The sequence below is a fragment of the Tepidiforma sp. genome (assembly GCF_026419595.1).
Classification (GTDB): domain Bacteria; phylum Chloroflexota; class Dehalococcoidia; order Tepidiformales; family Tepidiformaceae; genus Tepidiforma.
Window position 1 is genome coordinate 99,494 of the sequence record NZ_JANZZD010000001.1, and the last position, 21,721, is coordinate 121,214.

Genomic DNA, 21,721 nt, shown 5'->3' on the forward strand with positions numbered 1-21,721 from the left:
TGACACTTTCCCTGTGAGCAGCGCAATCGCGGCGCGGGAGATTCGGCGGAGCTACGGCGACCGCGCCGCGCTGGACGGCTTCACGCTGGAGGTCCCTGCAGGGTCGATTTTCGGGGTCCTCGGGCCGAACGGGAGCGGCAAGAGCACGTTCCTCGCGCTCGTCGCGGGGGCCGAACGGCCGCCGAGCGGGACGCTGACGATCCTCGGCGAAGCGCCGCACCCGCGGCTTCGGGCGCGCATCGGCACGGTCTTCCAGGAGAACGCTTCGGACCCCCTGATGAGCCCGCGCGAGTACCTGCTGTTCGCAGCGACGCTGTTCGGCGTCGAGGGCCGGGCGGCGCGGCGGCGCGCGGACGAGCTGCTCGAGCGGTTCGGCCTCGCGGGGCGCGCGAACGACCCGATCAGCACCCTCTCCGGCGGCACGCGGCGGCGGCTCGAAGCGGCGCGCGCGCTGCTCCACCGCCCGGAGCTCCTGCTGCTCGACGAACCGACGACCGGGGTCGACCCGGAGGAGCGGCGGCTGCTCTGGGAGACGGTGCGGGCCGAGCGGGGCGGCGCGACGGTGCTGCTGGCGACGAACGACCTTCACGAGGCGGACGCCGTCTGCGACCTCGTGGCGTTCGTGCAGGCCGGACGGGTGGTCGCGGCGGGGGCGCCGGCGGAGCTGAAGCGGGACCTGCGCCGCCAGGCGGTGCGCGTCGAGCTGAACGGGGCCGACCCCGACGCCGCGAAGCGCATCGCCGCCGAGGCAGGCCTCGACCGCGTGACCGTGCTCGATGGCGAGGTGCTGGTGATGACGGACGATGCGACGGCGCTGGTGCCACGGCTCTTCGCCGCCGCGGGGAACGCGATCCGGGGGCTGCGCATCGAAGAGGCTTCGCTGGAGGACGCGTATTTCCAGTTCATCCAGCGGCGCGCGGAGGCGGCGCGGTGAGCGGGGTGCGTGCCGCGGCGGCGATCGCGCTGCGCGACCTGAAGAGCGTAGCCCGGGCGCGTTCGCAGCTGTACTCCTCGGTGCTGACGCCTCTGCTGTTCCTCATCTTCCTCGGCAACGGGGTCTCGCACGGGCTGGAGCCGGCGGCGCTGCCGGCGGGGAACTTCACGGCGTACCTCGTGGCGGGGACGGTGGTGATGACGTCGGTGTTCTCATCCACGTTTTCGTCGGCGTCGTACTACCGGGACCGGGATAGCGGCTTCCTGCGGCTGCTGCTCTCGAGCCCGCATTCGCCGCGGACGGTGATGCTGGGGAAGTCACTGGCGGCGATGACGATCGGGGCGCTGCAGGCGGCGCTGGTGCTGGCGGTCGCCGCGCCGTTCGTGGATTTCGGCTGGCAGTACGGCATCGGGGGCGGCATCGCGCTGGCGCTGCTGACGGTGGTGCTGCTGAACCTGATGCTGACGGGGCTGGCGCAGGCGCTGGCGACGCGGGTGCATTCGATGCAGGGCTTCCACCTGGTGATGAACCTGGCGCTCTTCCCGCTGCTGTTCTTCTCGGGCGCCTTCTTCCCGGTGGACGGGCTGCCGGCGTGGATGAAGGTGCTGGCGTACGTGAATCCGCTGACCTACGCGGTCGACGGGCTGCAGCTGGCGACCTACGCGACGGGCAGCGGCGGCTTCATCGGCTACGGGATCGATTTCGCGGTGCTGGGTGTGCTCGGCGCTGCCGTGTACGGGCTCGGACTCAGCCGGGTGCCGAAGCTGACCTATTCGGGCCAGTAGCAAGGGCGGCGACGAACGCAAGACGGGGACGATGCAGTGCATCGTCCCCGAAGCGGGTTCGAACCGTGCGCCCGGGTGTCAGGACGCGAGGGCGGCGCGGGCCTGGTCGGCGAGCTTCGCGAAGGCGTCGGGCCGGGTGACGGCGAGGTCGGCCAGCATCTTCCGGTCGAGGTCGACGCCGGCCTTCTTGAGGCCGCTGATGAGGCGGCTGTAGGTGAGGCCGTTGAGGCGGGCGGCGGCGTTGATGCGCACGATCCAGAGTTCGCGGAAGTCGCCTTTGCGGTCGCGGCGGTCTTCGTAGCTGTAGCGCAGCGCGTGGAGCATGCTCTCGTTGGCGCGGCGGAACAGCCGGTGGCGCTGGCCGGCGTGGCCTTTGGTAAGGGCGAGGACTTTCTTATGTCGTCGATGGGCGGTGACGCCCCGCTTGACGCGGCTCATGGGTCAATCTCCGGGTGGTGCGGCTCAGCCCTGGCCGGCGAGGAGCCGGCGGACGAGCTTGGTGTGGGAGCTGGCGACCTCGACGGTGCGGCTGTAGAGGACGTTGACGGGGCCGCGCTTCTTCCGGCGGAAGTTGTTGCGGCTGCCGTACATCCGCATGATCTTGCCGCCGCCGGTTACGCGGAAGCGGGAGGCGGCGCCTTTGTGGGTCTTGAGCTTGGGCATCGGTTACTCCTCGTCGGCGTCGTCGCCGTCATCGTCGTCGATATCGTGGCCGTCGTCGCCGACGACCGGGGCAGCTGCGGCGGCCGCTGCGATGGCCGCCTCCTCCTCATCGGAGGGTTTGCCGCTGGCGGCGGGCTGCTGGGCGGCGGCCTTGGCCAGGGCAGCGATCTTTTTCTTGTCGGGCGCGAGGATGACGGTCATGTGGCGGCCTTCGAGCGTGGCCTCTTTTTCGACGGTCGCGATGTTTTCGAGGCTCTTCACGACGCGGTCGATGAGGGCTTTGCCGATCTGCGGGTGGGTGATTTCCCGCCCGCGGAACATGACCGTGACTTTGACCTTGTCCCCCTCCTTGAGGAGCTTCGCGGCGGTCCGGGTCTTGAAGTCGATGTCGTGGTCATCGATTTTCGGCTTCATGCGGACTTCGCGAAGCTGGACGTTTTGCTGGTGTTTGCGTGCCTCGCGCTCTTTCTTCGATTGTTCGTATTTGAAGCGGCCGAAGTCCATGAGCCGGGCGACGGGCGGGCTGGCCTGGGCGGCAACCTCGACGAGGTCGACGTCGCGCTGGCGGGCCATCGCGAGCGCCTCCGAGGTCTTGACGATGCCGATCTGGCGGCCCTCTTCGTCGATCAGGCGGACTTCCGGAACGCGGATGCGCTCGTTGATCCGTGGCTCCGGCGGTGCCGGCCGTGGTGGAACCTTAGGTCGTCTCCTCAAACTGCTCCCCGCAAGAGATTGAAACAGCTTCACATGCTAGCAAGGAAGGCGTGTTCTGTATATCCGGTAACGATGGCACGGCCTAGGATGGGGCGGGTATGAGCCAGCGCGTGACGACGGCGGTGATCCTGGCGGCAGGCCTCGGGACGCGGATGCTGCCGGCGACGAAGGCGGTGCCGAAGGAGATGCTGCCGGTGGTGGACCGGCCGCTCATCGACTACTGCGTGGACGAGGCGGTGGCCGCCGGCATTTCGCGCATCGTGTTCGTCATCGCCGAGGGGAAGGAGTCGATCCTCGAGCACTTCCGGGCCGGGGCGCGGGTCGAGACGGCGCTGCGGGAAACCGGCAACCAGGCGCTGGCCGATTCGCTGGCAGCGATCGCGGCGAAGGCCGAGTTCCACGCGGTCTACCAGCCGAAGCAGCTGGGCATCGCGCACGCAGTCGCCTGCGCGCGGGCGTACATCGAGGGGGAGCCGTTCGCGCTGCTGTTCCCGGACGACGTGATCCTGGGGGAGCGCTCGTGCACGGCGCAGCTGGTCGAGGCGTACGAGCAGACGGGCGGCACGGCGATCGCCGTCGAGCAGGTGGCGGACACGGACGTGCCGCAGTACGGGATCGTCGACCCGATCGATGACGCGAACCCGGCGCGGCTCCGGCGGGTGGTGGAGAAGCCGCGGCTGGAGGAGGCGCCTTCGCGGCTCGGCATCGTGGGTCGGTACGTGCTCGGGGCGAGCATCCTGCGGCACATCGACGAGACGCCGCCCGGGAAGAACGGCGAGCGGCAGATTACGGACGCAATCGCGCGGCAGATCGCGGCGGGTGAGCCGGTCTCGGCGCTGCGGTTCGAGGGCCGGCGGTACGATACGGGCCGGCCGCTCGGGTACATCGTGGCGAACGTGGCTGCGGCGATGCGGCGGCCGGAGCTGGCAGGCGGGCTCCGCGAGCGGCTCGCGCCGCTGCTGGAGGGGGAGTGCTGATGCGCATCCTGAGCATTTCGTTTCCGCTGCCGAACGTGGCGATCGACAACTACAACCCGGTCACGGCGCCGAACTACAACGACTACGACGCGGTGATCATCGACCCGGCGGGCATCGACCGGGTCGTGCGGGAGCTGGTGGACGAGGGGAAGGAGTACGAGGCGTTCGACGGGCGGCCGGTGCTGAACGTGCCCGGCTCGGCGACGGTCGCCGGGCTGGCCGACCAGCTGCGGCGGCGGCAGGAGGAGACGCGAAGGCTGCTGGAGGCCGGCGGCCTCGTCGTGGTGCTGGGGCGGCCGGACGCGTTCCAGGGCGGCGTAGTCGGGTTCGAAGGGTGCGACCGGTACCACTGGCTGCCGGCGCCGCCGGGGATGAGCTGGTCGGCGCCGTGGCTGCGGGCGGGCGAAGGGCGGACGGTGCGGGTTGCCGACGACCATCACCCGATGAGCGCGGTGCTGCGGGAGTTCCGTTCGGAGACGGCGTGGCGGGCGTGGTTCGACGACCGGCAGGCGGAGTTCCGGCGGCACGGACGGCCGATCGCGCTCGGCGGCTCGGGGGTGCCGATCGCGGCGGAGTTCGAGGTGCTCGGCGGCCGGGTGGTGTTCATCCCGGTGGTGATGGAGTCGTACGGGGCGCAGCGCTCCCAGCTCGCGCAGGCGCTGGTCGATGCCTGCCGGCAGCTGCGCGGGGCCGCAGGGCACGAGGAGGCGCCGTACTGGGTGCGGGGCGTCGCCGTCCCGGGGCTCGAACAGGTCGAGGCGGAGCTCGAGGAGGCGCAGGCAGCCGAGGCCGAGGCGCGGAGCCGGCTCGACGCCGTGCGCGAGCGGCACGACGCGCTCGCGCGGTACCGGGGCCTGCTCTGGCGGGACGGCGCGGGCTTCCGGGAGGCGGTCACGGCCGCGCTGCAGACGCTGGGCTTCGCCGTCGTTTCGGGGCCGGGCGAGCCGCTCGTTGCGCGGTCGGACGACACCACGGCGTTCATCGAAACCGAGAGTGCATCCGGGCAGGTGGCGGAATGGCCGTACGTCCGCCTGCAGCGGCGCATCGAAGCCGAGGTGCTGGCGGGCCGGCCGGCGCCGAAGGGCGTCGTCATCGTCAACGGGTACCGGGAGCGCGACCCGGACCAGCGGGAGCAGGAGCTGAGCGAACCGCTGGTGCGCGCGTGCGAGAACTACCGGTACGCGCTGGTGACGGGCCGGGCGCTGTTCGAGCTGGTGCGGCGGGCGCTCGGCGGGGCGGACGAGGCGGCGCTGCTGGGCATCCGGCGGCGGCTGCTGCAGGGCGCGGGGCTGCTGGCGGCAGAGCGGCTGCTCGGGCTCGAGGGCGAAGAGGCGCCAGAGACGGGCCCGATTTTCTAAACTTCGGTGTCACGGCATTCCCCTGCGGGAGGTGAACGCATGAAGGCGATCATCGACTGCGACCCGGGCCACGACGACGCGGTCGCGATCATCCTCGCGGCGCGGCACTTCGAGCTGCTCGGCGTCACGACGGTCGGCGGCAACGCCCCGCTCTGGCGGGTGACGGAGAACGCGCTCAAGGTGCTGGAGCTCATCGGGCGGCCGGACATCCCGGTGGCGGCCGGGGCGGCGGGGCCGCTGCTCGGCGACCTGCCGCGGGCCGGGGAACGGGTGCACGGGGCGACCGGGCTGGATGGCGCGGAGCTGCCGCGGCCGGGCCGGTCGGTGATTCCGCGGAACGGGGTGGAGTTCCTCGTCGAGACGGTGATGGGAAACCCGGGCACGGCGGTCATCGCCACGGGGCCGCTCACGAACATCGCGCTGGCGATGCGGATGGAGCCCCGCTTCGCGCGGAGCATGGCGCGGCTGAGCATCATGGGCGGTTCGACGACGTGGGGCAACGTGACGCCGGCGGCGGAGTTCAACGCCTGGGCCGACCCGGAGGCCGCGCGCATCGTGTTCTCCTCCGGCGCGAAGCTGACGATGTGCGGGCTCGACCTCACACGGCAGGCGGCCGTCGACGCCGCGACGATCGCGCGGTTCCGCAGCACGGGGACGCGGACGGCGGGCGTGATCGCGGACCTGCTGGAGTACTACCGCGCGGCGACGGAGCGGCTCACCGGGGCGCCGGCGGTGCCGCTCCACGACCCGTGCGCGGTGGCCGCGCTGGCAGCGCCGGAGCTCTTCGCGTTCGCATTCGCCCGGGTGGAGGTGGAGACGCGGGGCGACCTGACGCGCGGGATGACGGTGATGGACCGCCGCACGCTGACCGATGGGGAGCCGACGCCGGAGACGAACTGCCGGGTGGCGACGACGGTGGATGCGGGGCGGCTGTTCGACCTGGTCGCGGAGGCGCTGGCGGCCTGCCCGTGAGGCGGTTCAGCGTGCGCCGGAGGCCTCGGGGAAGGTGACGCAGGTCGTGGTGCTTTCGATGCCGTCGATGGCGCGGATGTGGCGGGAGATGACGGCGGGCACGTCGGTGAGCGAGGGGACTTCGACCACCGCGACGATGTCGTAGGGCCCCATGACCTGGTAGACCTCGGAGATGCCTTCGACGGCGCGGAGTTTTTCGTAGACTTCGACGGTCTTGGCCGGGTCGACGACGATGAGGACGAAGGCCTTGATCACGGAGCGCTCCGGGGGTTCGGCGCGATGCGCCGGGATGGCTGGAGGTTAACAGAGCAGGATTTCGAACGGGTTACAGGTGCCGGCGTCACTCGCGGAGGCGGAGGACGGCCATGAAGGCTTCCTGCGGGATTTCGACGCTGCCGACGCGCTTCATCTTCTTCTTGCCCTCTGCCTGTTTTTCGAGGAGCTTGCGCTTGCGGGTGACGTCGCCGCCGTAGCACTTGGCGAGGACATTCTTGCGCATCGCGCGGATGGTTTCGCGAGCGATGATTTTGCCGCCGACGGCGGCCTGGAGCGGCACCTCGAAGAGCTGGCGGGGGATGAGGTCTTTGAGTTTCGTGACGAGGGCGCGGCCGACCTTGTCGGCGTTCGACGCGTGGGTGATGATCGAGAGGGCATCGACGGGCTGGCCGTTGACGAGGATATCGACCTTGACGAGGCGGGCGGGCCGGTACTCTTTGACCTGGTAGTCGAGGCTGGCGTAGCCGGAGGTCGAGCCTTTCAGCTGGTCGTAGAAGTCGACGAGGATCTCGGCCATCGGGACGTCGTATTCGAGGAGGACGCGGGCTTCGCCGGGGGCGAGGTCGTTCTCGGCTTCGAGGAACTCCATGCGGAGGAACTGGCCGCGGCGGCTGGTGACGAGCTCCATCACCTGACCGATGTAGCGGCTGGGGGTGATGACGTCGATCTTCGCCCACGGTTCGGAGATGACGGCGATCTTCGAGGGGTCGGGGAGGTCGGCCGGGTTATCGACGAGGATTTCTTCGCCGGAGGTGGTCTGGACCCGGTACTCGACGGAGGGCGCGGTGGTGAGGAGTTCGAGGCCGTATTCGCGCTCGAGGCGCTCGACGACGATTTCGAGGTGGAGGAGGCCGAGGAAGCCGCAGCGGAAGCCGAAGCCGAGGGCTGCGGAGGATTCGGGTTCGTAGACGAGGGAGGCGTCGTTGAGGACGAGCTTGGCGAGGGCGTCGCGGAGCTCCTGGTACTGGTCCGAGTCGGTGGGGTAGATGCCGGCGAAGACCATCGGCTTGGCGCGGCGGTAGCCGGGGAGCGGCTCGGGGGCCGGGGCATCGGCCCAGGTGATGGTGTCGCCGACGCGGCACTCGGCGACGTCCTTGAGGCCGGTGGCGACGTAGCCGACTTCGCCGGCCGAGAGGCCTTCGAGCGGCTTCATGCCGGGGCTGAAGATGCCGAACTCGAGGGGCTCGAAGACGGCGCCGGTGGACATCAGCTTCAGATTGCGGCGGCCGCGCATCTCGCCATCGACGACGCGGACGTGGGCGACGACGCCTTTGTAGGCGTCGTACTTCGAATCGAAGATGAGCGCCTTGAGCGGGGCATCCGGGTTGCCGGAGGGCGGCGGGATGCGCTGGACGATGGCTTCGAGGATCTGGTCGACGCCGGTGCCCTCTTTGGCAGAGGCGAGGATGACCTCATCGCGGGAGAAGCCGATGACGCGTTCGAGCTCGGCGGCGACGCGCTCGGGCTCGGCGTGGGGGAGGTCGATCTTGTTCAGGACCGGGATGAGGGTGAGGTCCTGGTTCATGGCCAGGTAGACGTTGGCGAGCGTCTGGGCTTCGATGCCCTGCGAGGCGTCGACGACGAGAAGGGCGCCTTCGCAGGCGGCGAGGGAGCGGGAGACTTCGTAGGCGAAGTCGACGTGGCCGGGGGTATCGATGAGGTTGAGTTCGTACTCGATGCCGTCGCTGGCGCGGTAGAGCATGCGGGCTGCGGCGGCCTTGATGGTGATGCCCTTTTCGCGCTCGAGGTCCATGGAATCGAGGACCTGTTCTGCCATTTCACGCGCGGAGATGGTGCCGGTGCGCTCGAGGAGGCGGTCGGCGAGGGTCGACTTGCCGTGGTCGATGTGCGCGATGATGCAGAAGTTGCGGATGCGGGGCTGGTCCACGATTCGAGTGTACGCGAGGCGGGGCGTAGGGGCCGTGGCGCGGGCGCGGGTAAGGCAGGTTGGTGCTAGCCTTGGCTGGCGAATTCCAGTTCAGCAGGGAGCTCCATGCCTCGGAAGAAGGTCACGATTGTCGGCGCCGGGATGACCGGCGGTGCCATGGCCCAGCGCCTGATCGAGCGCGATATCTGCGATGTGGTGCTGCAGGACGACCCGCAGTTTGCGGGGACGATGCATCACGGGAAGGCGCTGGATGAATCGCAGGCGGCGCCGTGGGAAGGCTTTTCGACGCGCATCACGGCGACGGACGGCTGGGAGGAGACGGCGAACAGCGACGTCGTGGTGGTGACCGCCGGGGCGCCGCGGAAGCCGGGCATGAGCCGGGAGGAGCTGCTGAACGGCAACGCCGAGATCGTGCGGTCGAAGGTCGCGGCAGCGGCGAAGGCCTCGCCGAACGCCGTCATCATCATCTTCTCGAACCCGATGGACGCGATGTGCCACGTGGCGATGCAGGCGAGCGGCTTCCCGCGGGAGCGGGTCATCGGGCAGGGCGGCGCGCTGGATAGCGCGCGCTACCGGTACTTCATCGCGGCCGAGCTCGGCGTCTCGGTGAACGACGTGCACGGGTACGTGATCGGCGGGCACACGGACACGACGATGGTGCCGGTGGTTTCGCAGACGCGTGTCGGGGGTGTGCCGCTGACGGACCTGCTGCCGGCGGAGAAGGTGCAGGCGATCGTGGCGCGGGCGATGCGCGGCGGCGCGGAGATCGGCGAGCTGTACAAGACGGGCTCGGCGTACTTCGCGCCTTCGGCCGCGACGATCGCGATGGTCGAGGCCATCCTGCTGGACCAGCGGCGGCTCATCCCCTGCTCGGTCTACCACCAGGGCGAGTACGGCATCCGGGACGTCTTCAGCGGGACGGTCTGCCAGCTGGGCGAAGGCGGCATCCAGCGGACGTTCGAGCTGCCGCTGACCGACGAGGAGCGGGCGAAGGTCGTGGCGGCGGCGGAGGCGACCAAGGAGCTGCTGAAGCTGCTGAACTGACGCGTTCGGCGGCTGCCGTGTAGGCTGAGGAACGTGTCGCTCGCGGGGCCACGGTCACAACGGACGCTGGTGCTGGCGCTGTTGTGCGTGGCCTCGTTTGCTGTCGTCTTCAACAACCTCATCATCACGCCGATTCTGCCGGAGATTTCGGAGGACTTCGGCGTGCGGGTCGCGGTCGCCGGGTTGCTGGTGACGGCGTATGCGGTGACGGGCGGGGTGGCGGCGGTGTTCTCGGGCCCGTTCATCGACCGGCTGGGACGGAAGCCGGTGGTGGTGGCCGGGATGGCGACCCTCACGCTTGCGACGGCGCTTTCGGCCGCGGCGCCGGGGTTCGTGCCGCTGCTGCTCGCGCGGGCGCTGGCCGGGCTCGGCGTGGCCTGCCTGACGCCGGCGGTGTTCGCCGCGGTCGGCGACTACTTCTCGTACGAAGAGCGCGGCCGGGCGATGTCGTGGGTCATCTCGGCGAACACGAGCGCGAGCATCTTCGGTGTGCCGGCGGGGGCCGTGCTGAGCGGCGTGTTCTCGTGGCGGTGGACGTTCGTGGCGCTGGCGGCGCTGCTGGTGCTGTTCACGTGGCTGCTCTTCCGGAAGCTCCCCGCGGACCCGCCGCGGCGGGCGGGCGGCGAGGCTGGCAGCGGGATGGCGGCGATTCCGCGGGTGCTGCGCGACCTGCCGACGAGCGCGGCGCTGTTCTCGAACTACCTCTCGACGAGCTACTGGTTCGTGTTCGCGACCTACATGGGCGCCTATTTCCACGATGAATTCGGGCTGGCGAAGTGGGCGCTCGGCGGGCTGACGATGGTGATGGGACTGGGCGTGCTCGTAGGGAGCAACGCCGGCGGCCGGCTCTCGGACCGGGTGGGCAAGCGGCCGGTCATCCTGTGGACGTCGCTGACCTGCGCGGTGTTCATTTCGCTGACGACGACGGCCGCGGCGGCGATGGCCGTCGGCCTCAGCTTCCTCTTCCTGTTCGCCGTTTCGGGCGGGGCGCGGTTCGCGAGCTCGCAGGCGATCATGACGGAGATGTCGCCGGGCGACCGGGGGACGGTGATGGCGCTGAACGCGGCGGGGCAGCAGTTCGGCATCGTCACGGGGTCGCTGGTCGGCGGGCTGGCGCTGGAGGCGGGCGGCTACGCGGCGCTGGGCCCGACAGCAGGGGCGATCGCGCTGGTTTCGATGGCGATGTACGGGCTGTTCGTGCAGGAGCGGGGGCGGGCCGGCGGGGCGCGCGAGCTGGCGGCGGAGTGAGCCTTGTGTTTGTAATCACAATCCCCCGTTGGTAGGATCGGGGGCGCCGGCGAAGGACTCGGGCCCGGCGCTACCTGGGGGACCTCCACATGGCATACGGCAAGGGCATCGCGAAGGGGATGAGCCTGACGCTGCGCAGCATGTTCAGGCCGCCGGCGACGATCCAGTACCCGGAGGAAGTCCGCCAGGTACCGGTCTACGCGCGGACGAACCTGCTGTGGTTCGAAGAGCGGTGCACCGGGTGTTCGACCTGTGCGCAGGCGTGCCCGGACGGCTGCATCCTCGTGGCGACGAGCCAGGATGCGGAAGGGCGCCGGAACATCGACCGGTACGAGATCGATTTCCGGATCTGCATGTACTGCGGGCTGTGCACGGAGGCCTGCCCGTATGAGGCGATCCAGCCGGGCGGGCCGCTGGATGACGCGGTGTACAACTTCGAGGAGATGTACCGCGACAAGCACGCGCTGACCCGGGTGGCGCAGGAGTTCCTGAAGCGGAACAACAACACGTATCCGAACGGCATGAAGGCACCCGACCCGGACGCCGATTTCCACCGCCTGTAGGGAGCCCATGGTCCAGATAACTGTCGACGGCAAGGTCATCGAGGCGCCGGCCGGCGCGCCGCTCCTCGAGGTGCTCAAGAACAACGGGTTCTACGTTTCGAGCCTGTGCTACATCGATGGCCTGAAGCCGTACGCGGGCTGCCGGTCGTGCCTCGTCGATATCGAAGGGCCGCCGGGGCTCCAGCTTTCGTGCACCGCAGTCGTGACCGAGAACATGGTGGTGCGGACGAACACGCCGGAGGTGCTCGAAGGGCGCCGGTCGGTGCTCTCCATCATCCTCGCGAACCACAGCGACCGCTGCCTGACCTGCCACCGGCGGGAGCACTGCCACCCGGGCGACATCTGCCTGCGCGACGACGTGGTGACGCACCGCTGCCTGACCTGTTCGAAGAACTACCGGTGCGAGCTGCAGGCGACCTGCGAGATGGTGGGCAGCGCGGGTTACGAGCCGTGGGTTGGCGAGCAGCGCACCTGGTACCAGACGCCGCAGCCGCCGGCCGACCGGGGCAACCCGTTCATGGAGTTCGACCCGCAGATGTGCATCATCTGCACGCGGTGCGTGCGGGCGTGCGACGAGAAGCGGCACACGGGCGCGATCACGCTGAGCGGGCGCGGCTGGGACGCGATGATCGCGTTCGGCGCCGGCGGTCCGATTCACGAGAGCAACTGCGATTTCTCCGGTGCCTGCATCGACGTCTGCCCGACGGCGACGCTGATGGAGCACCCGAACAAGTGGGTCGCAAAGCCGGAAAAGTGGACCTCGACGACGTGCGATTCGTGCGCCGTGGGGTGCAGCATCCGGCTGGGCTCGAAGGAGGGCCGGGGCGTCATCGTGCGGCCGGGCGACGGCAACGCCTTCAGCGGCGACCAGGTCTGCGTCCGCGGGCGGTACCACTACGATGCGCTGAAGCCGCGGGAGCGGCTGTCGAAGCACCTGCTGCGAAAAGGGAACATCCAGGCGCCGGCCACGCTGGCGGAGGCCGCGGCTGAGGCCGCGAAGCTGCTGCGCGAGGCGAAGGCCCGCGGCCGGGTGTGCGTGCTCGTCGGCGGAACGGTGACGAACGAAGAGGCGCTGGTCATCCAGCAGCTGGCGTCGAAGGCGTTCGGCGCGACCGCGGACCAGGCGCTCGGGCCGGTGGTCCGGGCGGTGAAGGGCGCGCTGGAGGCGCGGTTCGGCACGTGGCGGATGGCGGCCAACCTCGAGCGGCTGCCGAAGGCGAAGGCGATCGTCACGGTCGCCGACGACATCGAAGAGAGCCACAACGTGGTGAGCGTCCGCATCAAGGACGCGGTGGTGTGGGAGAAGGCGAAGCTGGTGGTGATCGGGCCGCTACGGAGCGAGCTGGTCGATTTCGCGGCGGTGTGGATTCGCACGAAGGCCGGGGAGGAGGGCCTGGCGGCCCAGCAGCTGGCCGAGGCGCTGCAGGGCGGCGCGCCGGCGAGCGAGGAGATCGCGCGGGCGGCGGCGCTCCTGCGCGAGGCGCCGCGCGAGCAGACGATGGTGGTCTGCGCGCCGAACCCGGTGAGCCCGGCCGTCGCGGCGGCGATGACCGGCGGCGCGGCAAACCTGGCGATTGCGCTGCTCGGCGAAAGCGCGAGCGAAGGGCTGGCCGTGCTGCCGCCGGAGGCGAACACGTGGGGCCTGCTCGACCAGGGCATCGGCGCAGAGGGCAGCGCGAACCCGCTGGAGGGGCTCGCCGGGCTGCTCGTCATCCGCGATGACCCGACGATGCGGCTGCCGGGCGCCGTCGCGGCGCTCGATGGCATCGGCACGGTCGTCGTCATCGACGGCGTGCTGAACGCGACGGCGAAGCGGGCGCAGGCGGTCCTGGCCGAGGGGCGGGCGTATGCCTCGACGGGGACGTACACCGCGGCGGATTTCCGCGCGCAGCGGCTCGCGGCGGCAGTTCGGCCGGAAGGCGATGCGGTGCCGCTCTGGGAGGCGCTGCAGGTGCTGGCAAAGGAGCTCGGCGTCGACGTCCCGGCGACGCCGGACGCAGCGCTGGGCGCGATCGCGAAGGCGAACCCGGCCTACGAACCGGCGTGGGACCTCATCATCGGTGAAGGTGTAAAGCTGCCGGTGACGCGGGCGGCGAAGGCTTCGGCGCAGCCGGTCGACGCGATAGCGGCGGGCGACGGGTGGCGCGTCATCACCTCGCGCGACCTGTACACGGCGCTCGACGCGGCGGCCCTCCGGCACCCGGAGGCGGAGAAGCTGCACCGCTACGACCGCATCCAGGTGAGCGAGGAGGACGCGCGGGCGCTCGGCATCGCGACGGGCGACCCGGTGCGCGTCAGCGGCAACGGCGCGAGCATCGAGGCGCCGGCGTGGGTGACGGAGCGCGTGCCGCAGGGCCACGTCTACATTTCGAGCCTGCTGCAGGGCGGGGCGGTGACCGGGCTGTTCGGGCGCGACGGCATCGCGACGGTTCGCGTGGAGGCGCGGGTGCCGGCAGCGGCCGGCTGACGCCGCAGGCGGCGATTCTTCCAGGGGGCAACAACCAGCGAACCCGCCGGGCCAAACGGCGGGTTCGCTGCAGGTGGCGCGCAACTGGAGAGGCAGGAGTTTCGACGCCAGGATTCGGGTTGGGGTTGTTGGGCAGGCGCCCGCCCCGGGGAAAGGCGGGCGCCTGTGAGGACGGACCCGCGGGCTGGACCCGCGGGGGGCTTGCCGAGGGAGGAGGCTCGCCGGAACCGTTCACGGACCTTGCGGCCCGTTCGCGGAGAAGGTGGGGGAGAGCGTGCGAACCTCCGTACCCTTCGAGCGATACGGTAGCGGGGCCGTGTCAAACCGGTCCGGGGTGTTCGTAAACGGCCCGCAAAATGTGCGGACGGGCCGGAGAACGTTCAGTTGCGGGTCGGTGGACGCCTGGACGGGTCAGGCATCGAGCGCGCCGAGGAATTCGAGGAGGAGCGCGGTGACCTCTCCGGGGCGCTCCTGCTGGGTCCAGTGGCCGCAGCCTTCGAGGATGGCGAAAACGCGGAGGCCGGGGACGACCTCGCGGAGCCGCTCGATGGCGGGCGGGTTGCGGGCCGGGTCGCGGGAGCCGGTGACGAAAAGGGCGGGCTGGCGAACGACGGCACCGGCCAGGTCAGCGGACCGCTCCCAGTTGCGGTTGACGTTGCGGTACCAGTTGAGCCCGCCGCGAAAACCGCTGGCGGTGAACGCGTCGACGTACACTTGGAGGTCGGCTTCGGTGAGCCAGGACGGCAGGGCGGCGGGCGGCGCGAACGAATCGATGAAACGGCTGCCGCGACGGATGGGACGGAAGCGCTCTTCACGGGGCGCATCGCCGGAGATCGACCAGTAAAAGCCGGCGAGCCCTGCGCGGACGTCGGCCTCGAACTCGGACTCCGCGAGGCCGGGCTGCTGGAAGTAGTCGATGTAGTGGATGTGGTCGGGCCCGGCGGCTGAGCGCATGAGGTCGAGGGGCGGGCGCGGCGCGCGGGCGGCGTGGGGCACGCTGAGGGAGCCGACGGCGCGGACGAGCCCGGGATAGCGGAGCGCGGCGTGCCAGGCGACGGGTGCACCCCAGTCGTGGCCGATGACGACGGCGGGCGGGCCGGCCCAGCGGATGATGGCGGCGACATCCGCGGCGAGGGCCTCGATGTCGTAGTCCTCGATGGCCTGGGGCGCGGAGCTGGCCCCGTAGCCGCGCTGGTTGGGGACGATCACCCGGAAGCCGGCGGCGGCGAGCGGCGCGACCTGGTGGCGCCATGAGTAGGCCAGTTCGGGAAACCCGTGGAGGAGGATGACGGGCGGCCCGGCGCCGGCCTCGAAGAACTCGAGGACGACGCCGGGCGCGGTTTCGAGCGTCCGCCGGGCGGTGCCGGGGATCATGCGGTGGCGATGACCTCCGGGTCGAACGTCGTGGCGATGTGGCCGGCGGCGGCGAGCTTCTCGATCTCCTCGTCGGAGAGGCCGAGAACCTCGCGGTACACGTAGTCGTTGTGTTCGCCGAAGAGGCAGGGCGGCGTGCGGAGGTCGACGTCGGATTTCGAGAAGCGATAGGCGGGCCGGAGCCAGTCGACCTCAGGATAGTCGTCGGTCGCGGGGAGACGCTTCCAGGCGCCTGTGGCAGCGAGGTGGGGGTCCTCAGCGGCCTCCTTGGCGGTGAGGACCGGGCCGGCCGTGACGCCCGCCTGCTGGAGGGCGTGGAAGAGTTCGTCGCGGTCGCGGGTGGCGGTCCACTCGGCGAGGCGCTCTTCGATCATGTCCTGGGCGGCTTCGCGGCCCGCCGCGGTGGCGAGGGCGGGGTCGGCGGCCCAGGCAGGGTTGCCCATGAAGGCGACGAGGGCCTGCCATTCGGCGTCGTCGCGGCAGGCGATGGCGATCCAGCGGTCGGTGCCGGCAGCCGGGAAGACGCCGCTGGGGACGTGGCCTTCGATGGAGCGGTTGCCGACGGTGCGGTGTTCGCGGCCGTTCCAGGCGGCATCGAGGGCGGCCTGGGGGAACATGTGGGCGGAGGATTCGACCTGGGCCATTTCGATGACCTGGCCTTCGCCGGTGCGGCGGCGGTGGCGGAGAGCCGCCATGACGGCGACGGCGCCGTGCATGCCGCCCCAGTAGTCGCCGGCGAAGATACTGACGTTGTCCACCGGGGCGGTATCGCGGTAGCCGCGGAGGATGGTAGCGCCGGAGACGGAGTCGATGTGGGCGCCGTAGCCGCGGCCTTCGACGTACTTCCCGGTGCGGCCGAAAGCGGGCATGTGGAGGATGATGATGTCCGGGCGGATGGCGCGGATGGCGTCGTCGTCGAGGCCGAGCTTTTCGAGGGTGCCGATGGCGAGGTTCTCGGCGAGGATGTCGCTGATGGCGATGAGCTGCTTGACGATGGCGAGCCCCTCCGGCCGGCGGCTGTCGACGGTGAACGACTTCTTGTTGCGCAGGACCTGGATGAAGGCCGGGCTGTTGTTCCAGGGGCGCGGGCCGGGCTCGGGCGGATGGCCGGCGATCCAGGGCGGCATGAGCTGGGCCATCATGGCGTTCATGCGCGGGCTGGCGGCCCGGGTCATCGGGTTCCAGATGAAGGGGTTCTCGACTTTGATGCACTCGGCGCCGAGGTCGGCGAGGTACATGGTGGCGGTTTGGCCGGCCCAAACGGCGGTAAAGTCGCAGATGCGGATGCCCTGGAGGGGGAGCGGGGCGCTCATGCGATGACTCCTTCGGCGGCGAGGGATGCGATGGCGGCGGGTTCGAGGCCGGCTTCCTGGAGCACGGCGCGGGTGTGTTCGCCGAGGCGCGGCGCGGCAGACCGGATGCGCCACGGGGTCTTCTCGAAGATGTAGGGACGGCCGAGCATCGGCAGCTCGCCGAGGTCGGGGTGCTGGATGGTGGTCCAGAGGCCGCGTTCGCGGAAGGTTTCGTCGTTCCAGAGGTCGAGGCCGGTGTAGAGCGGGCCGCACATGACGTGGTGCTCGCGGGCGGCTTCCCAGACTTCGGCCCGGGTGCGTTCGAGCATCCAGGGGAAGACGATGGCGTCGACGGTTTCGCGGGCGCCGGGCTGGAGGGCGGCGAGGGGGCTGTCCCAGGCAGGGTCTTTGAGGGTCTCGTCGCCGATCATTTCGACGAAGCGGCGCCAGTAGGTGCCGGGGAGGGCGGCGATTTCGACGTAGCCGTCGGCGACGGGGTAGATGCCGCCGGCGAGACCGGAGATGTGGGAGGCGGGCCGGTCCTGGACGCGGCCGGAGAAGCGGTAGGCGAGGATGCTCGAGCTGCGGCGGTCGATGTTGCTGATCTGCACGGTGAAGCAGGGGACATCGACGAGCTGGCCGGTGCCGTGAACCTCGTACGCAGTGAGGGCGCCCATAGCGGCGACCGCAGCCATCGCGCCGCACTGGAGCGTCGCCGCGGTGCCGCCGAGTTTGAGCGGTTCGCGGCTGGCGAGGCCGTGGCTGTACATCTCGGCGCCCATGGCGTAGACGACGAGGTCGTCGAGGGAGTAGTCGCGGTAAGGGCCATCATGGCCGAAGTTGGTGATGGCGACGACGGGCAGGTCCTTGTAGCCGGCGAGGGTGGCGTAGTCGATGCCGAGGGCTTCTTCGACGCGCGGCGGCGAGGCGGTGACGACGAGGTCGGCGAGCCCGACGAGGGCGCGGACGACGTCGCGGGAGGCGGGCTGCTTCAAGTCGAGGACGACAGATTCTTTGTTCGTGTTGAGGTACTGGAAGGTGGCGCTGCGGTCGGGGCCGGGTTCGTCGCCGAGGAAGGGCGGCAGAGTGCGGGCCGGGTCGCCGCCGGGGCGTTCGACCTTGATGACGCGGGCGCCGAGGTCGGCGAGGAGTTTGGTGCAGTAGGGGCCTGCGAGGTGACTGGTGAAGTCGAGGACGGTGACGCCCTGCAGTGCGTCCATGGTACTCCCGTTCGTGATGCGTGATGCTGCCGCCGGCATTGTGCCCGATTCGTGTCCGCGCTGTCCCGTGTCCGGTCCATTAGCGGGCGACGGTGCGCACGGCGGCGAGCGTGACCGGGAGATCGTACCCGGAGCGGGCTCCCGGTCGAGCGGGCGGCGGCTCAGCCTTCGCCGAGGTAGGCGCGGCGGACGGAATCGTCGCGGGAGAGTTCGGCGCCGGTGCCGGCGAGGGTGATTTCGCCGGATTCGAGGACGTAGGCGCGGTCGGCGATCTCGAGCGCCATGAGGGCGTTCTGTTCGACGAGGAGGACGGTGGCGCCTTCGCGGCGGATCGCCTGGATGGTTTCGAAGATGGTCTCGACGAGGACGGGTGAGAGGCCCATGGAGGGCTCATCGAGGAGGAGGAGGCGCGGCCGGGCCATGAGGGCGCGGCCGATGGCGAGCATCTGCTGTTCGCCGCCGGAGAGGGTGCCGCCGGGCTGGCGGAGGCGTTCTTTGAGACGGGGAAAGAGGCGGTAGACCCGTTCGAGGTCGTCGTGGAGGGCGTCGCCGCGGGTGTAGGCGCCCATGAGCAGGTTTTCGTAGACGGAGAGGCTGTGGAAGATGCCGCGGCCTTCGGGAACGTGGGAGAGGCCGAGGCGGACGATGGCGTGGGGCTCGAGGCGGTCGATGCGCTGGCCGTCGAAGGTGACCTCGCCGCCGCGGGGCCGGATGACGCCAGAAATGGCGCGGAGGGTGGTCGACTTGCCGGCGCCGTTGGAGCCGATAAGGGTGACGATTTCGCCTTCATCGACGTGGAGGGAGATGCCTTTGACGGCGAGGATGGCGCCGTAGCCGGCGCGGAGGTCGCGGACGTCAAGGAGCGGCATGGCCGCCTCCCTGGATGGCGCGGGTGCCGAGGTAGGCCTCGATGACGGTCGGGTTGCGCTGGATGGCTGCGGGCGGGCCCTCGGCGATTTTTCGGCCGTAATCGAGGACGGTGATGTTCTCGCAGACGCCCATGACGACGCGCATCTGGTGTTCGATGAGGATGATGGTGGTGTCGAATTCGTCGCGGATGCGGCGGATGAGGCCGACCATGGCGGTGGCTTCCTGGGGGTTCATGCCGGCGGTGGGCTCGTCGAGGAGGAGGAGGGAGGGGCTGGTGGCGAGGGCGCGGGCGATTTCGAGCCGGCGCTGGTCGCCGTAGGGGAGGTTGCGGGCGAGGTCGTTCTCGCGGCCGCGGAGGCCGACGGCGGCGAGGAGCTCGCGACCGCGGGCGACGGCAGCGGCCTCGGCGGCGCGCACCTTCGGTGGGCGGGCGATCGCGCCGGCGATTTCGATGACGCCGTTGACGGCTGCGCGGGGGAATCCGCGGAGGATGAGGATGCGTTCGACGGCGGTAGGGTAGACGGGCCGCCGGGTGCTGAGGATGTCCGTGCCGCCGACGGGGATGTGCTGGTGCTGGCCGACGAGGACGTTCTCGAGCACCGTCATGTTCGCGAAGAGGCGGATGTTCTGGAAGGTGCGGGCGATGCCGAGTCCCGTGATGACGTGGGGCGGGAGGCCGTCGATACGCTGGCCGGTGAGGTAGACAGCGCCAGAGGTCGGGCGGTAGAAGCCGGTGAGGCAGTTGAAGAAGGTGGTCTTGCCGGCGCCGTTCGGGCCGATGAGGCCGTGGATTTCGCCGGGGGGCACGCGCAGGGAGACGTCGGCGAGGGCGGTGAGGCCCTCGAACTGCATGCCGAGGCCGTCGACGACGAGTTCGGCGGCGGTCACGGGGCGGCCACCGGGGCGGGCGCGGGGGTATCGTCGTGGGCGAATTCGAGCCGGCGGCGGGAGGAGGGCCAGAGGCCGGAAGGGCGAAGCACCATGACGATGACGAGGAGCGCGCCGAAGATGATGAAGCGGGTGTCGTCGGCGATCTGGGCGCCCCACGTCTCGGCCGGGGGCAGGCGGCCGATGCTGCCCGGGGTGACGGCATCGACGGCGCCGATGAGGCCGTTGAGGCCGTCGCGCAGCCAGCCGAGGTTCGCGAGGAAGTCGCTCGTTTCGCGGAACTGGAGGATGCGTGGCACGCCGATGAGGATGAGCGAGCCGAGGATGACGCCGGGGGTGGAGCCCATGCCGCCGATGATGACGATGGCGAGTACGTCGATGCTCACCTGGAGCGAGAAAGCGGCCGGGCTGATGAAGCCGATGAAGGCGGCGTAGATGACGCCGCCGAGGCCGCCGATGGCGGCGCCGCTGGCGAAGGCGAGGAGCTTGTACTTGGTGGTATTCACGCCCATGGCGGCGGCGACGTCTTCGTCTTCGCGGATGGCTTCCCAGGCGCGGCCGATTCGGGAGTCGCGGAGGCGGCTCGTGCAGAAGCCGACGATGACCGCGGCGGCGACGACGAAGTAGAACCATTCGGTGAAGGAGTCGATGCGGTAGCCGAAGAGGTCGGGCCGGGGGATGGCCGAGAGGCCCTGCGAGCCGCGGGTGAGGTCGTCGCGGTTGATGAGGAAGAGGCGGATGATTTCGCCGAAGCCGAGGGTGACGATGGCGAGGTAGTCGCCGCGAAGGGGAAGCACCGGGAGGCCGAGGAGGAGGCCGACGCCGCTGGCGATGAGGATCCCCATCGGGAGGATGAGCCAGAAGTTGAGGCCGGCATCGATGGGGGAGCCGGGCGAGGTGAGCAGGCCCATGGTGTAGGCGCCGGCGGCGAAGAAGGCGACGTAGCCGAGGTCGAGCAGGCCGGCGAAGCCGACGACGACGTTGAGGCCGAGCCCGAGGACGACGAACAGGGCGACGAAGACGAGCATCTGGACCCAGACGTCGGTGAGGACGAAGGGGAGAAGGCAGGCGAGGGCGATGAAGAGGGGCCAGCGGATGCGGGCGAGCGTTCGGGCCCAGGCAGGCGGAGGGGCGGCGCGGTCAGGCACGGGTGGTGCTCCGCTGGGCGAAGATGCCGGTGGGCCGGAAGATGAGGATGGTGACGAGGAGCGTGAAGGCGATGACGTCGCGCCACTGGTTGCCGAGGTTGACGCCCGGGAGTTCGTTCAGCAGTTCGCGGCCCACCGTCTCGGCGAGGCCGAGAACGTAGCCGCCGGCCATGGCGCCGGGGATGCTGCCGATGCCCCCGAGGACGGCCGCGGTGAAGGCCTTGATGCCCGGGATGAAGCCCATCGACCCGCGGATGGTCTGGAAGAAGAGGCCGTAGAGCACGCCGGCGACCCCCGCCATCGCTGCGCCGAGGATGAAGACGAAGACGATGGTGCGGTTGACGTCAACGCCCATGAGGGAGGCGTTGGTGGGGTTTTCGGCGACGGCGCGGATGGCGCGGCCGAGGCGGGTGCGCTGGATGACGGCGTAGAGGAGCGCCATCATCGCGACCGAGCTGGCGATGAGGAAGAGCTGGATGTAGGTGATTTCGAAGGGGCCGGCGCCGATCGAGCCGCGGGGAAAGATATCGGGGTAGAACTTCGCGCGGGCGGAGGTCTGCTCGAGGACGAGGTACTGGAGGAAGATGGAGACGCCGATCGCGCTGATGAGCGGCGCGAGGCGGGGGGCGCCGCGCAGCGGGCGATAGGCGAGCCGCTCGATGACCACGGAGGCGCTGACGGACGCGCTCATGGCGACGATGACGGCGCCGAGGATGGCGAGGGCGATGACGGGCCCCGAGAGCTCGTTGCCGCCCATGGCGACGAGGGCGCCGTAGCCTGCGAACGAGCCGAGCATGAAGACTTCGCCGTGGGCGAAGTTAATCATCTTGAGGACGCCGTAGACCATCGTGTAGCCGAGGGCGATGAGGGCGTAGAGGCTGCCGGTGGTGAGGCCGTTGACGAACTGGTCGGACCAGAAGCTGACGGAGAGGGTGAGCGCGACGGGCATGCGGGGCTCCACTGCCGGGCGGGTTGGATGACGCGCGGAGAGGCGCCGTGTCCGGCGCCTCTCCGCTGCGATGCGCGAGTATGGGGCGTTC

21 protein-coding genes are annotated in these 21,721 nt (G+C 70.2%); 9 read left to right on the forward strand and 12 right to left on the reverse strand.

The features are described 5' to 3' along the window. Positions 1-13: 13 nt before the first annotated feature. Positions 14-934 carry an ABC transporter ATP-binding protein gene (locus N2041_RS00475; protein ID WP_297674770.1) on the forward strand — a complete coding sequence of 307 codons (921 nt, stop codon included), beginning with the start codon at positions 14-16 and terminating at the stop codon, positions 932-934. Beyond that, the gene (locus tag N2041_RS00480) at positions 931-1,719 is read left to right on the forward strand and encodes an ABC transporter permease (protein ID WP_297674772.1); all 789 of its coding nucleotides are present in this window, start codon (positions 931-933) and stop codon (positions 1,717-1,719) included. The genes N2041_RS00475 and N2041_RS00480 overlap by 4 nt, the downstream gene beginning before the upstream one ends. A 78-nt stretch (positions 1,720-1,797) precedes the next feature. Here N2041_RS00480 and rplT read toward each other — a convergent pair whose 3' ends face one another. Genes rplT through infC form a run of 3 tightly spaced genes read right to left on the reverse strand, consistent with a single transcriptional unit; the run spans position 1,798 to position 3,129 of the window. Next, positions 1,798-2,157: a 50S ribosomal protein L20 gene (gene rplT, locus N2041_RS00485; RefSeq protein WP_297674774.1), complete on the reverse strand. Its 360-nt coding sequence runs from the start codon at positions 2,155-2,157 to the stop codon at positions 1,798-1,800. Positions 2,158-2,181: 24 nt separating this feature from the next. Continuing rightward, a complete protein-coding gene (locus tag N2041_RS00490; RefSeq protein ID WP_297674776.1) occupies positions 2,182-2,382 on the reverse strand; it encodes a 50S ribosomal protein L35 in 201 nt (66 codons plus the stop codon). 3 nt (positions 2,383-2,385) lie between these two features. Then, the gene (infC, locus tag N2041_RS00495) at positions 2,386-3,129 is read right to left on the reverse strand and encodes a translation initiation factor IF-3 (RefSeq protein WP_297674778.1); all 744 of its coding nucleotides are present in this window, start codon (positions 3,127-3,129) and stop codon (positions 2,386-2,388) included. Between the two features lie 65 nt (positions 3,130-3,194). Here infC and N2041_RS00500 point away from each other — a divergent pair, with 65 nt between their 5' ends. Genes N2041_RS00500 through N2041_RS00510 form a run of 3 tightly spaced genes read left to right on the forward strand, consistent with a single transcriptional unit; the run spans position 3,195 to position 6,403 of the window. Next, positions 3,195-4,073, forward strand: coding sequence for a UTP--glucose-1-phosphate uridylyltransferase (locus N2041_RS00500; protein ID WP_297674780.1), 879 nt, complete (start codon positions 3,195-3,197; stop codon positions 4,071-4,073). Further along, a complete protein-coding gene (locus N2041_RS00505; RefSeq protein WP_297674782.1) occupies positions 4,073-5,431 on the forward strand; it encodes a hypothetical protein in 1,359 nt (452 codons plus the stop codon). The genes N2041_RS00500 and N2041_RS00505 overlap by 1 nt, the downstream gene beginning before the upstream one ends. Positions 5,432-5,470: 39 nt before the next feature. Then, a complete protein-coding gene (locus N2041_RS00510) occupies positions 5,471-6,403 on the forward strand; it encodes a nucleoside hydrolase (RefSeq protein ID WP_297674784.1) in 933 nt (310 codons plus the stop codon). Positions 6,404-6,409: 6 nt separating this feature from the next. Here the strand turns inward: N2041_RS00510 and N2041_RS00515 are convergent, their stop codons facing one another. Next, a complete protein-coding gene (locus N2041_RS00515) occupies positions 6,410-6,658 on the reverse strand; it encodes an Lrp/AsnC ligand binding domain-containing protein (protein WP_297674786.1) in 249 nt (82 codons plus the stop codon). Positions 6,659-6,743: 85 nt separating this feature from the next. After that, positions 6,744-8,570 (reverse strand): translation elongation factor 4, encoded by a 1,827-nt coding sequence (gene lepA / locus N2041_RS00520; protein ID WP_367187669.1) that lies wholly within the window; start codon positions 8,568-8,570, stop codon positions 6,744-6,746. Between the two features lie 102 nt (positions 8,571-8,672). Here lepA and mdh point away from each other — a divergent pair, with 102 nt between their 5' ends. From mdh to N2041_RS00540, 4 genes are all read left to right on the forward strand, one after another. After that, positions 8,673-9,611, forward strand: a complete 939-nt coding sequence (mdh, locus tag N2041_RS00525; RefSeq protein ID WP_297674790.1) for a malate dehydrogenase — start codon at positions 8,673-8,675, stop codon at positions 9,609-9,611. A gap of 87 nt (positions 9,612-9,698) precedes the next feature. Then, complete coding sequence (locus tag N2041_RS00530; RefSeq protein WP_297674792.1) at positions 9,699-10,859, forward strand: MFS transporter; 1,161 nt, start codon at positions 9,699-9,701, stop codon at positions 10,857-10,859. A gap of 89 nt (positions 10,860-10,948) precedes the next feature. Further along, entirely contained in the window at positions 10,949-11,422 is a 474-nt protein-coding gene (locus N2041_RS00535; RefSeq protein WP_297674795.1) for an NADH-quinone oxidoreductase subunit I, read from the forward strand. Positions 11,423-11,429: 7 nt separating this feature from the next. Next, positions 11,430-13,889 carry a molybdopterin-dependent oxidoreductase gene (locus tag N2041_RS00540; RefSeq protein ID WP_297674797.1) on the forward strand — a complete coding sequence of 820 codons (2,460 nt, stop codon included), beginning with the start codon at positions 11,430-11,432 and terminating at the stop codon, positions 13,887-13,889. A gap of 411 nt (positions 13,890-14,300) precedes the next feature. Here the strand turns inward: N2041_RS00540 and N2041_RS00545 are convergent, their stop codons facing one another. The 7 genes from N2041_RS00545 to N2041_RS00575 all read right to left on the reverse strand — a co-directional run bounded on the left by N2041_RS00545 (position 14,301) and on the right by N2041_RS00575 (position 21,630). Further along, the gene (locus tag N2041_RS00545; protein WP_297674798.1) at positions 14,301-15,263 is read right to left on the reverse strand and encodes an alpha/beta fold hydrolase; all 963 of its coding nucleotides are present in this window, start codon (positions 15,261-15,263) and stop codon (positions 14,301-14,303) included. Then, positions 15,260-16,576, reverse strand: a complete 1,317-nt coding sequence (locus N2041_RS00550) for a CoA transferase (RefSeq protein ID WP_297674801.1) — start codon at positions 16,574-16,576, stop codon at positions 15,260-15,262. Before N2041_RS00550 ends, N2041_RS00545 begins: the two co-directional genes overlap by 4 nt. After that, positions 16,573-17,775, reverse strand: coding sequence for a CoA transferase (locus tag N2041_RS00555; RefSeq protein ID WP_297674802.1), 1,203 nt, complete (start codon positions 17,773-17,775; stop codon positions 16,573-16,575). The genes N2041_RS00550 and N2041_RS00555 overlap by 4 nt, the downstream gene beginning before the upstream one ends. A gap of 161 nt (positions 17,776-17,936) precedes the next feature. Further along, positions 17,937-18,644: an ABC transporter ATP-binding protein gene (locus tag N2041_RS00560; RefSeq protein WP_297674804.1), complete on the reverse strand. Its 708-nt coding sequence runs from the start codon at positions 18,642-18,644 to the stop codon at positions 17,937-17,939. Then, positions 18,631-19,497, reverse strand: a complete 867-nt coding sequence (locus tag N2041_RS00565) for an ABC transporter ATP-binding protein (RefSeq protein ID WP_367187670.1) — start codon at positions 19,495-19,497, stop codon at positions 18,631-18,633. The genes N2041_RS00560 and N2041_RS00565 overlap by 14 nt, the downstream gene beginning before the upstream one ends. 32 nt (positions 19,498-19,529) lie before the next feature. Then, a complete protein-coding gene (locus tag N2041_RS00570; protein ID WP_297674807.1) occupies positions 19,530-20,681 on the reverse strand; it encodes a branched-chain amino acid ABC transporter permease in 1,152 nt (383 codons plus the stop codon). Next, positions 20,674-21,630, reverse strand: coding sequence for a branched-chain amino acid ABC transporter permease (locus tag N2041_RS00575; protein ID WP_297674808.1), 957 nt, complete (start codon positions 21,628-21,630; stop codon positions 20,674-20,676). The genes N2041_RS00570 and N2041_RS00575 overlap by 8 nt, the downstream gene beginning before the upstream one ends. Positions 21,631-21,721: the final 91 nt, after the last annotated feature.

Bases quoted from the DNA above. Each gene is read 5' to 3' on its own strand.
- N2041_RS00505 (WP_297674782.1), top strand. From the start codon at position 4,073: ATGCGCATCCTGAGCATTTCGTTTCCGCTGCCGAACGTGGCGATCGAC.
- N2041_RS00535 (WP_297674795.1), top strand. From the start codon at position 10,949: ATGGCATACGGCAAGGGCATCGCGAAGGGGATGAGCCTGACGCTGCGC.
- N2041_RS00550 (WP_297674801.1), bottom strand. From the start codon at position 16,576: ATGAGCGCCCCGCTCCCCCTCCAGGGCATCCGCATCTGCGACTTTACC.
- N2041_RS00540 (WP_297674797.1), top strand. From the start codon at position 11,430: ATGGTCCAGATAACTGTCGACGGCAAGGTCATCGAGGCGCCGGCCGGC.
- N2041_RS00565 (WP_367187670.1), bottom strand. From the start codon at position 19,497: ATGCAGTTCGAGGGCCTCACCGCCCTCGCCGACGTCTCCCTGCGCGTG.
- N2041_RS00545 (WP_297674798.1), bottom strand. From the start codon at position 15,263: ATGATCCCCGGCACCGCCCGGCGGACGCTCGAAACCGCGCCCGGCGTC.
- rplT (WP_297674774.1), bottom strand. From the start codon at position 2,157: ATGAGCCGCGTCAAGCGGGGCGTCACCGCCCATCGACGACATAAGAAA.
- N2041_RS00555 (WP_297674802.1), bottom strand. From the start codon at position 17,775: ATGGACGCACTGCAGGGCGTCACCGTCCTCGACTTCACCAGTCACCTC.
- N2041_RS00560 (WP_297674804.1), bottom strand. From the start codon at position 18,644: ATGCCGCTCCTTGACGTCCGCGACCTCCGCGCCGGCTACGGCGCCATC.
- N2041_RS00510 (WP_297674784.1), top strand. From the start codon at position 5,471: ATGAAGGCGATCATCGACTGCGACCCGGGCCACGACGACGCGGTCGCG.
- N2041_RS00500 (WP_297674780.1), top strand. From the start codon at position 3,195: ATGAGCCAGCGCGTGACGACGGCGGTGATCCTGGCGGCAGGCCTCGGG.
- N2041_RS00575 (WP_297674808.1), bottom strand. From the start codon at position 21,630: ATGCCCGTCGCGCTCACCCTCTCCGTCAGCTTCTGGTCCGACCAGTTC.
- N2041_RS00490 (WP_297674776.1), bottom strand. From the start codon at position 2,382: ATGCCCAAGCTCAAGACCCACAAAGGCGCCGCCTCCCGCTTCCGCGTA.
- mdh (WP_297674790.1), top strand. From the start codon at position 8,673: ATGCCTCGGAAGAAGGTCACGATTGTCGGCGCCGGGATGACCGGCGGT.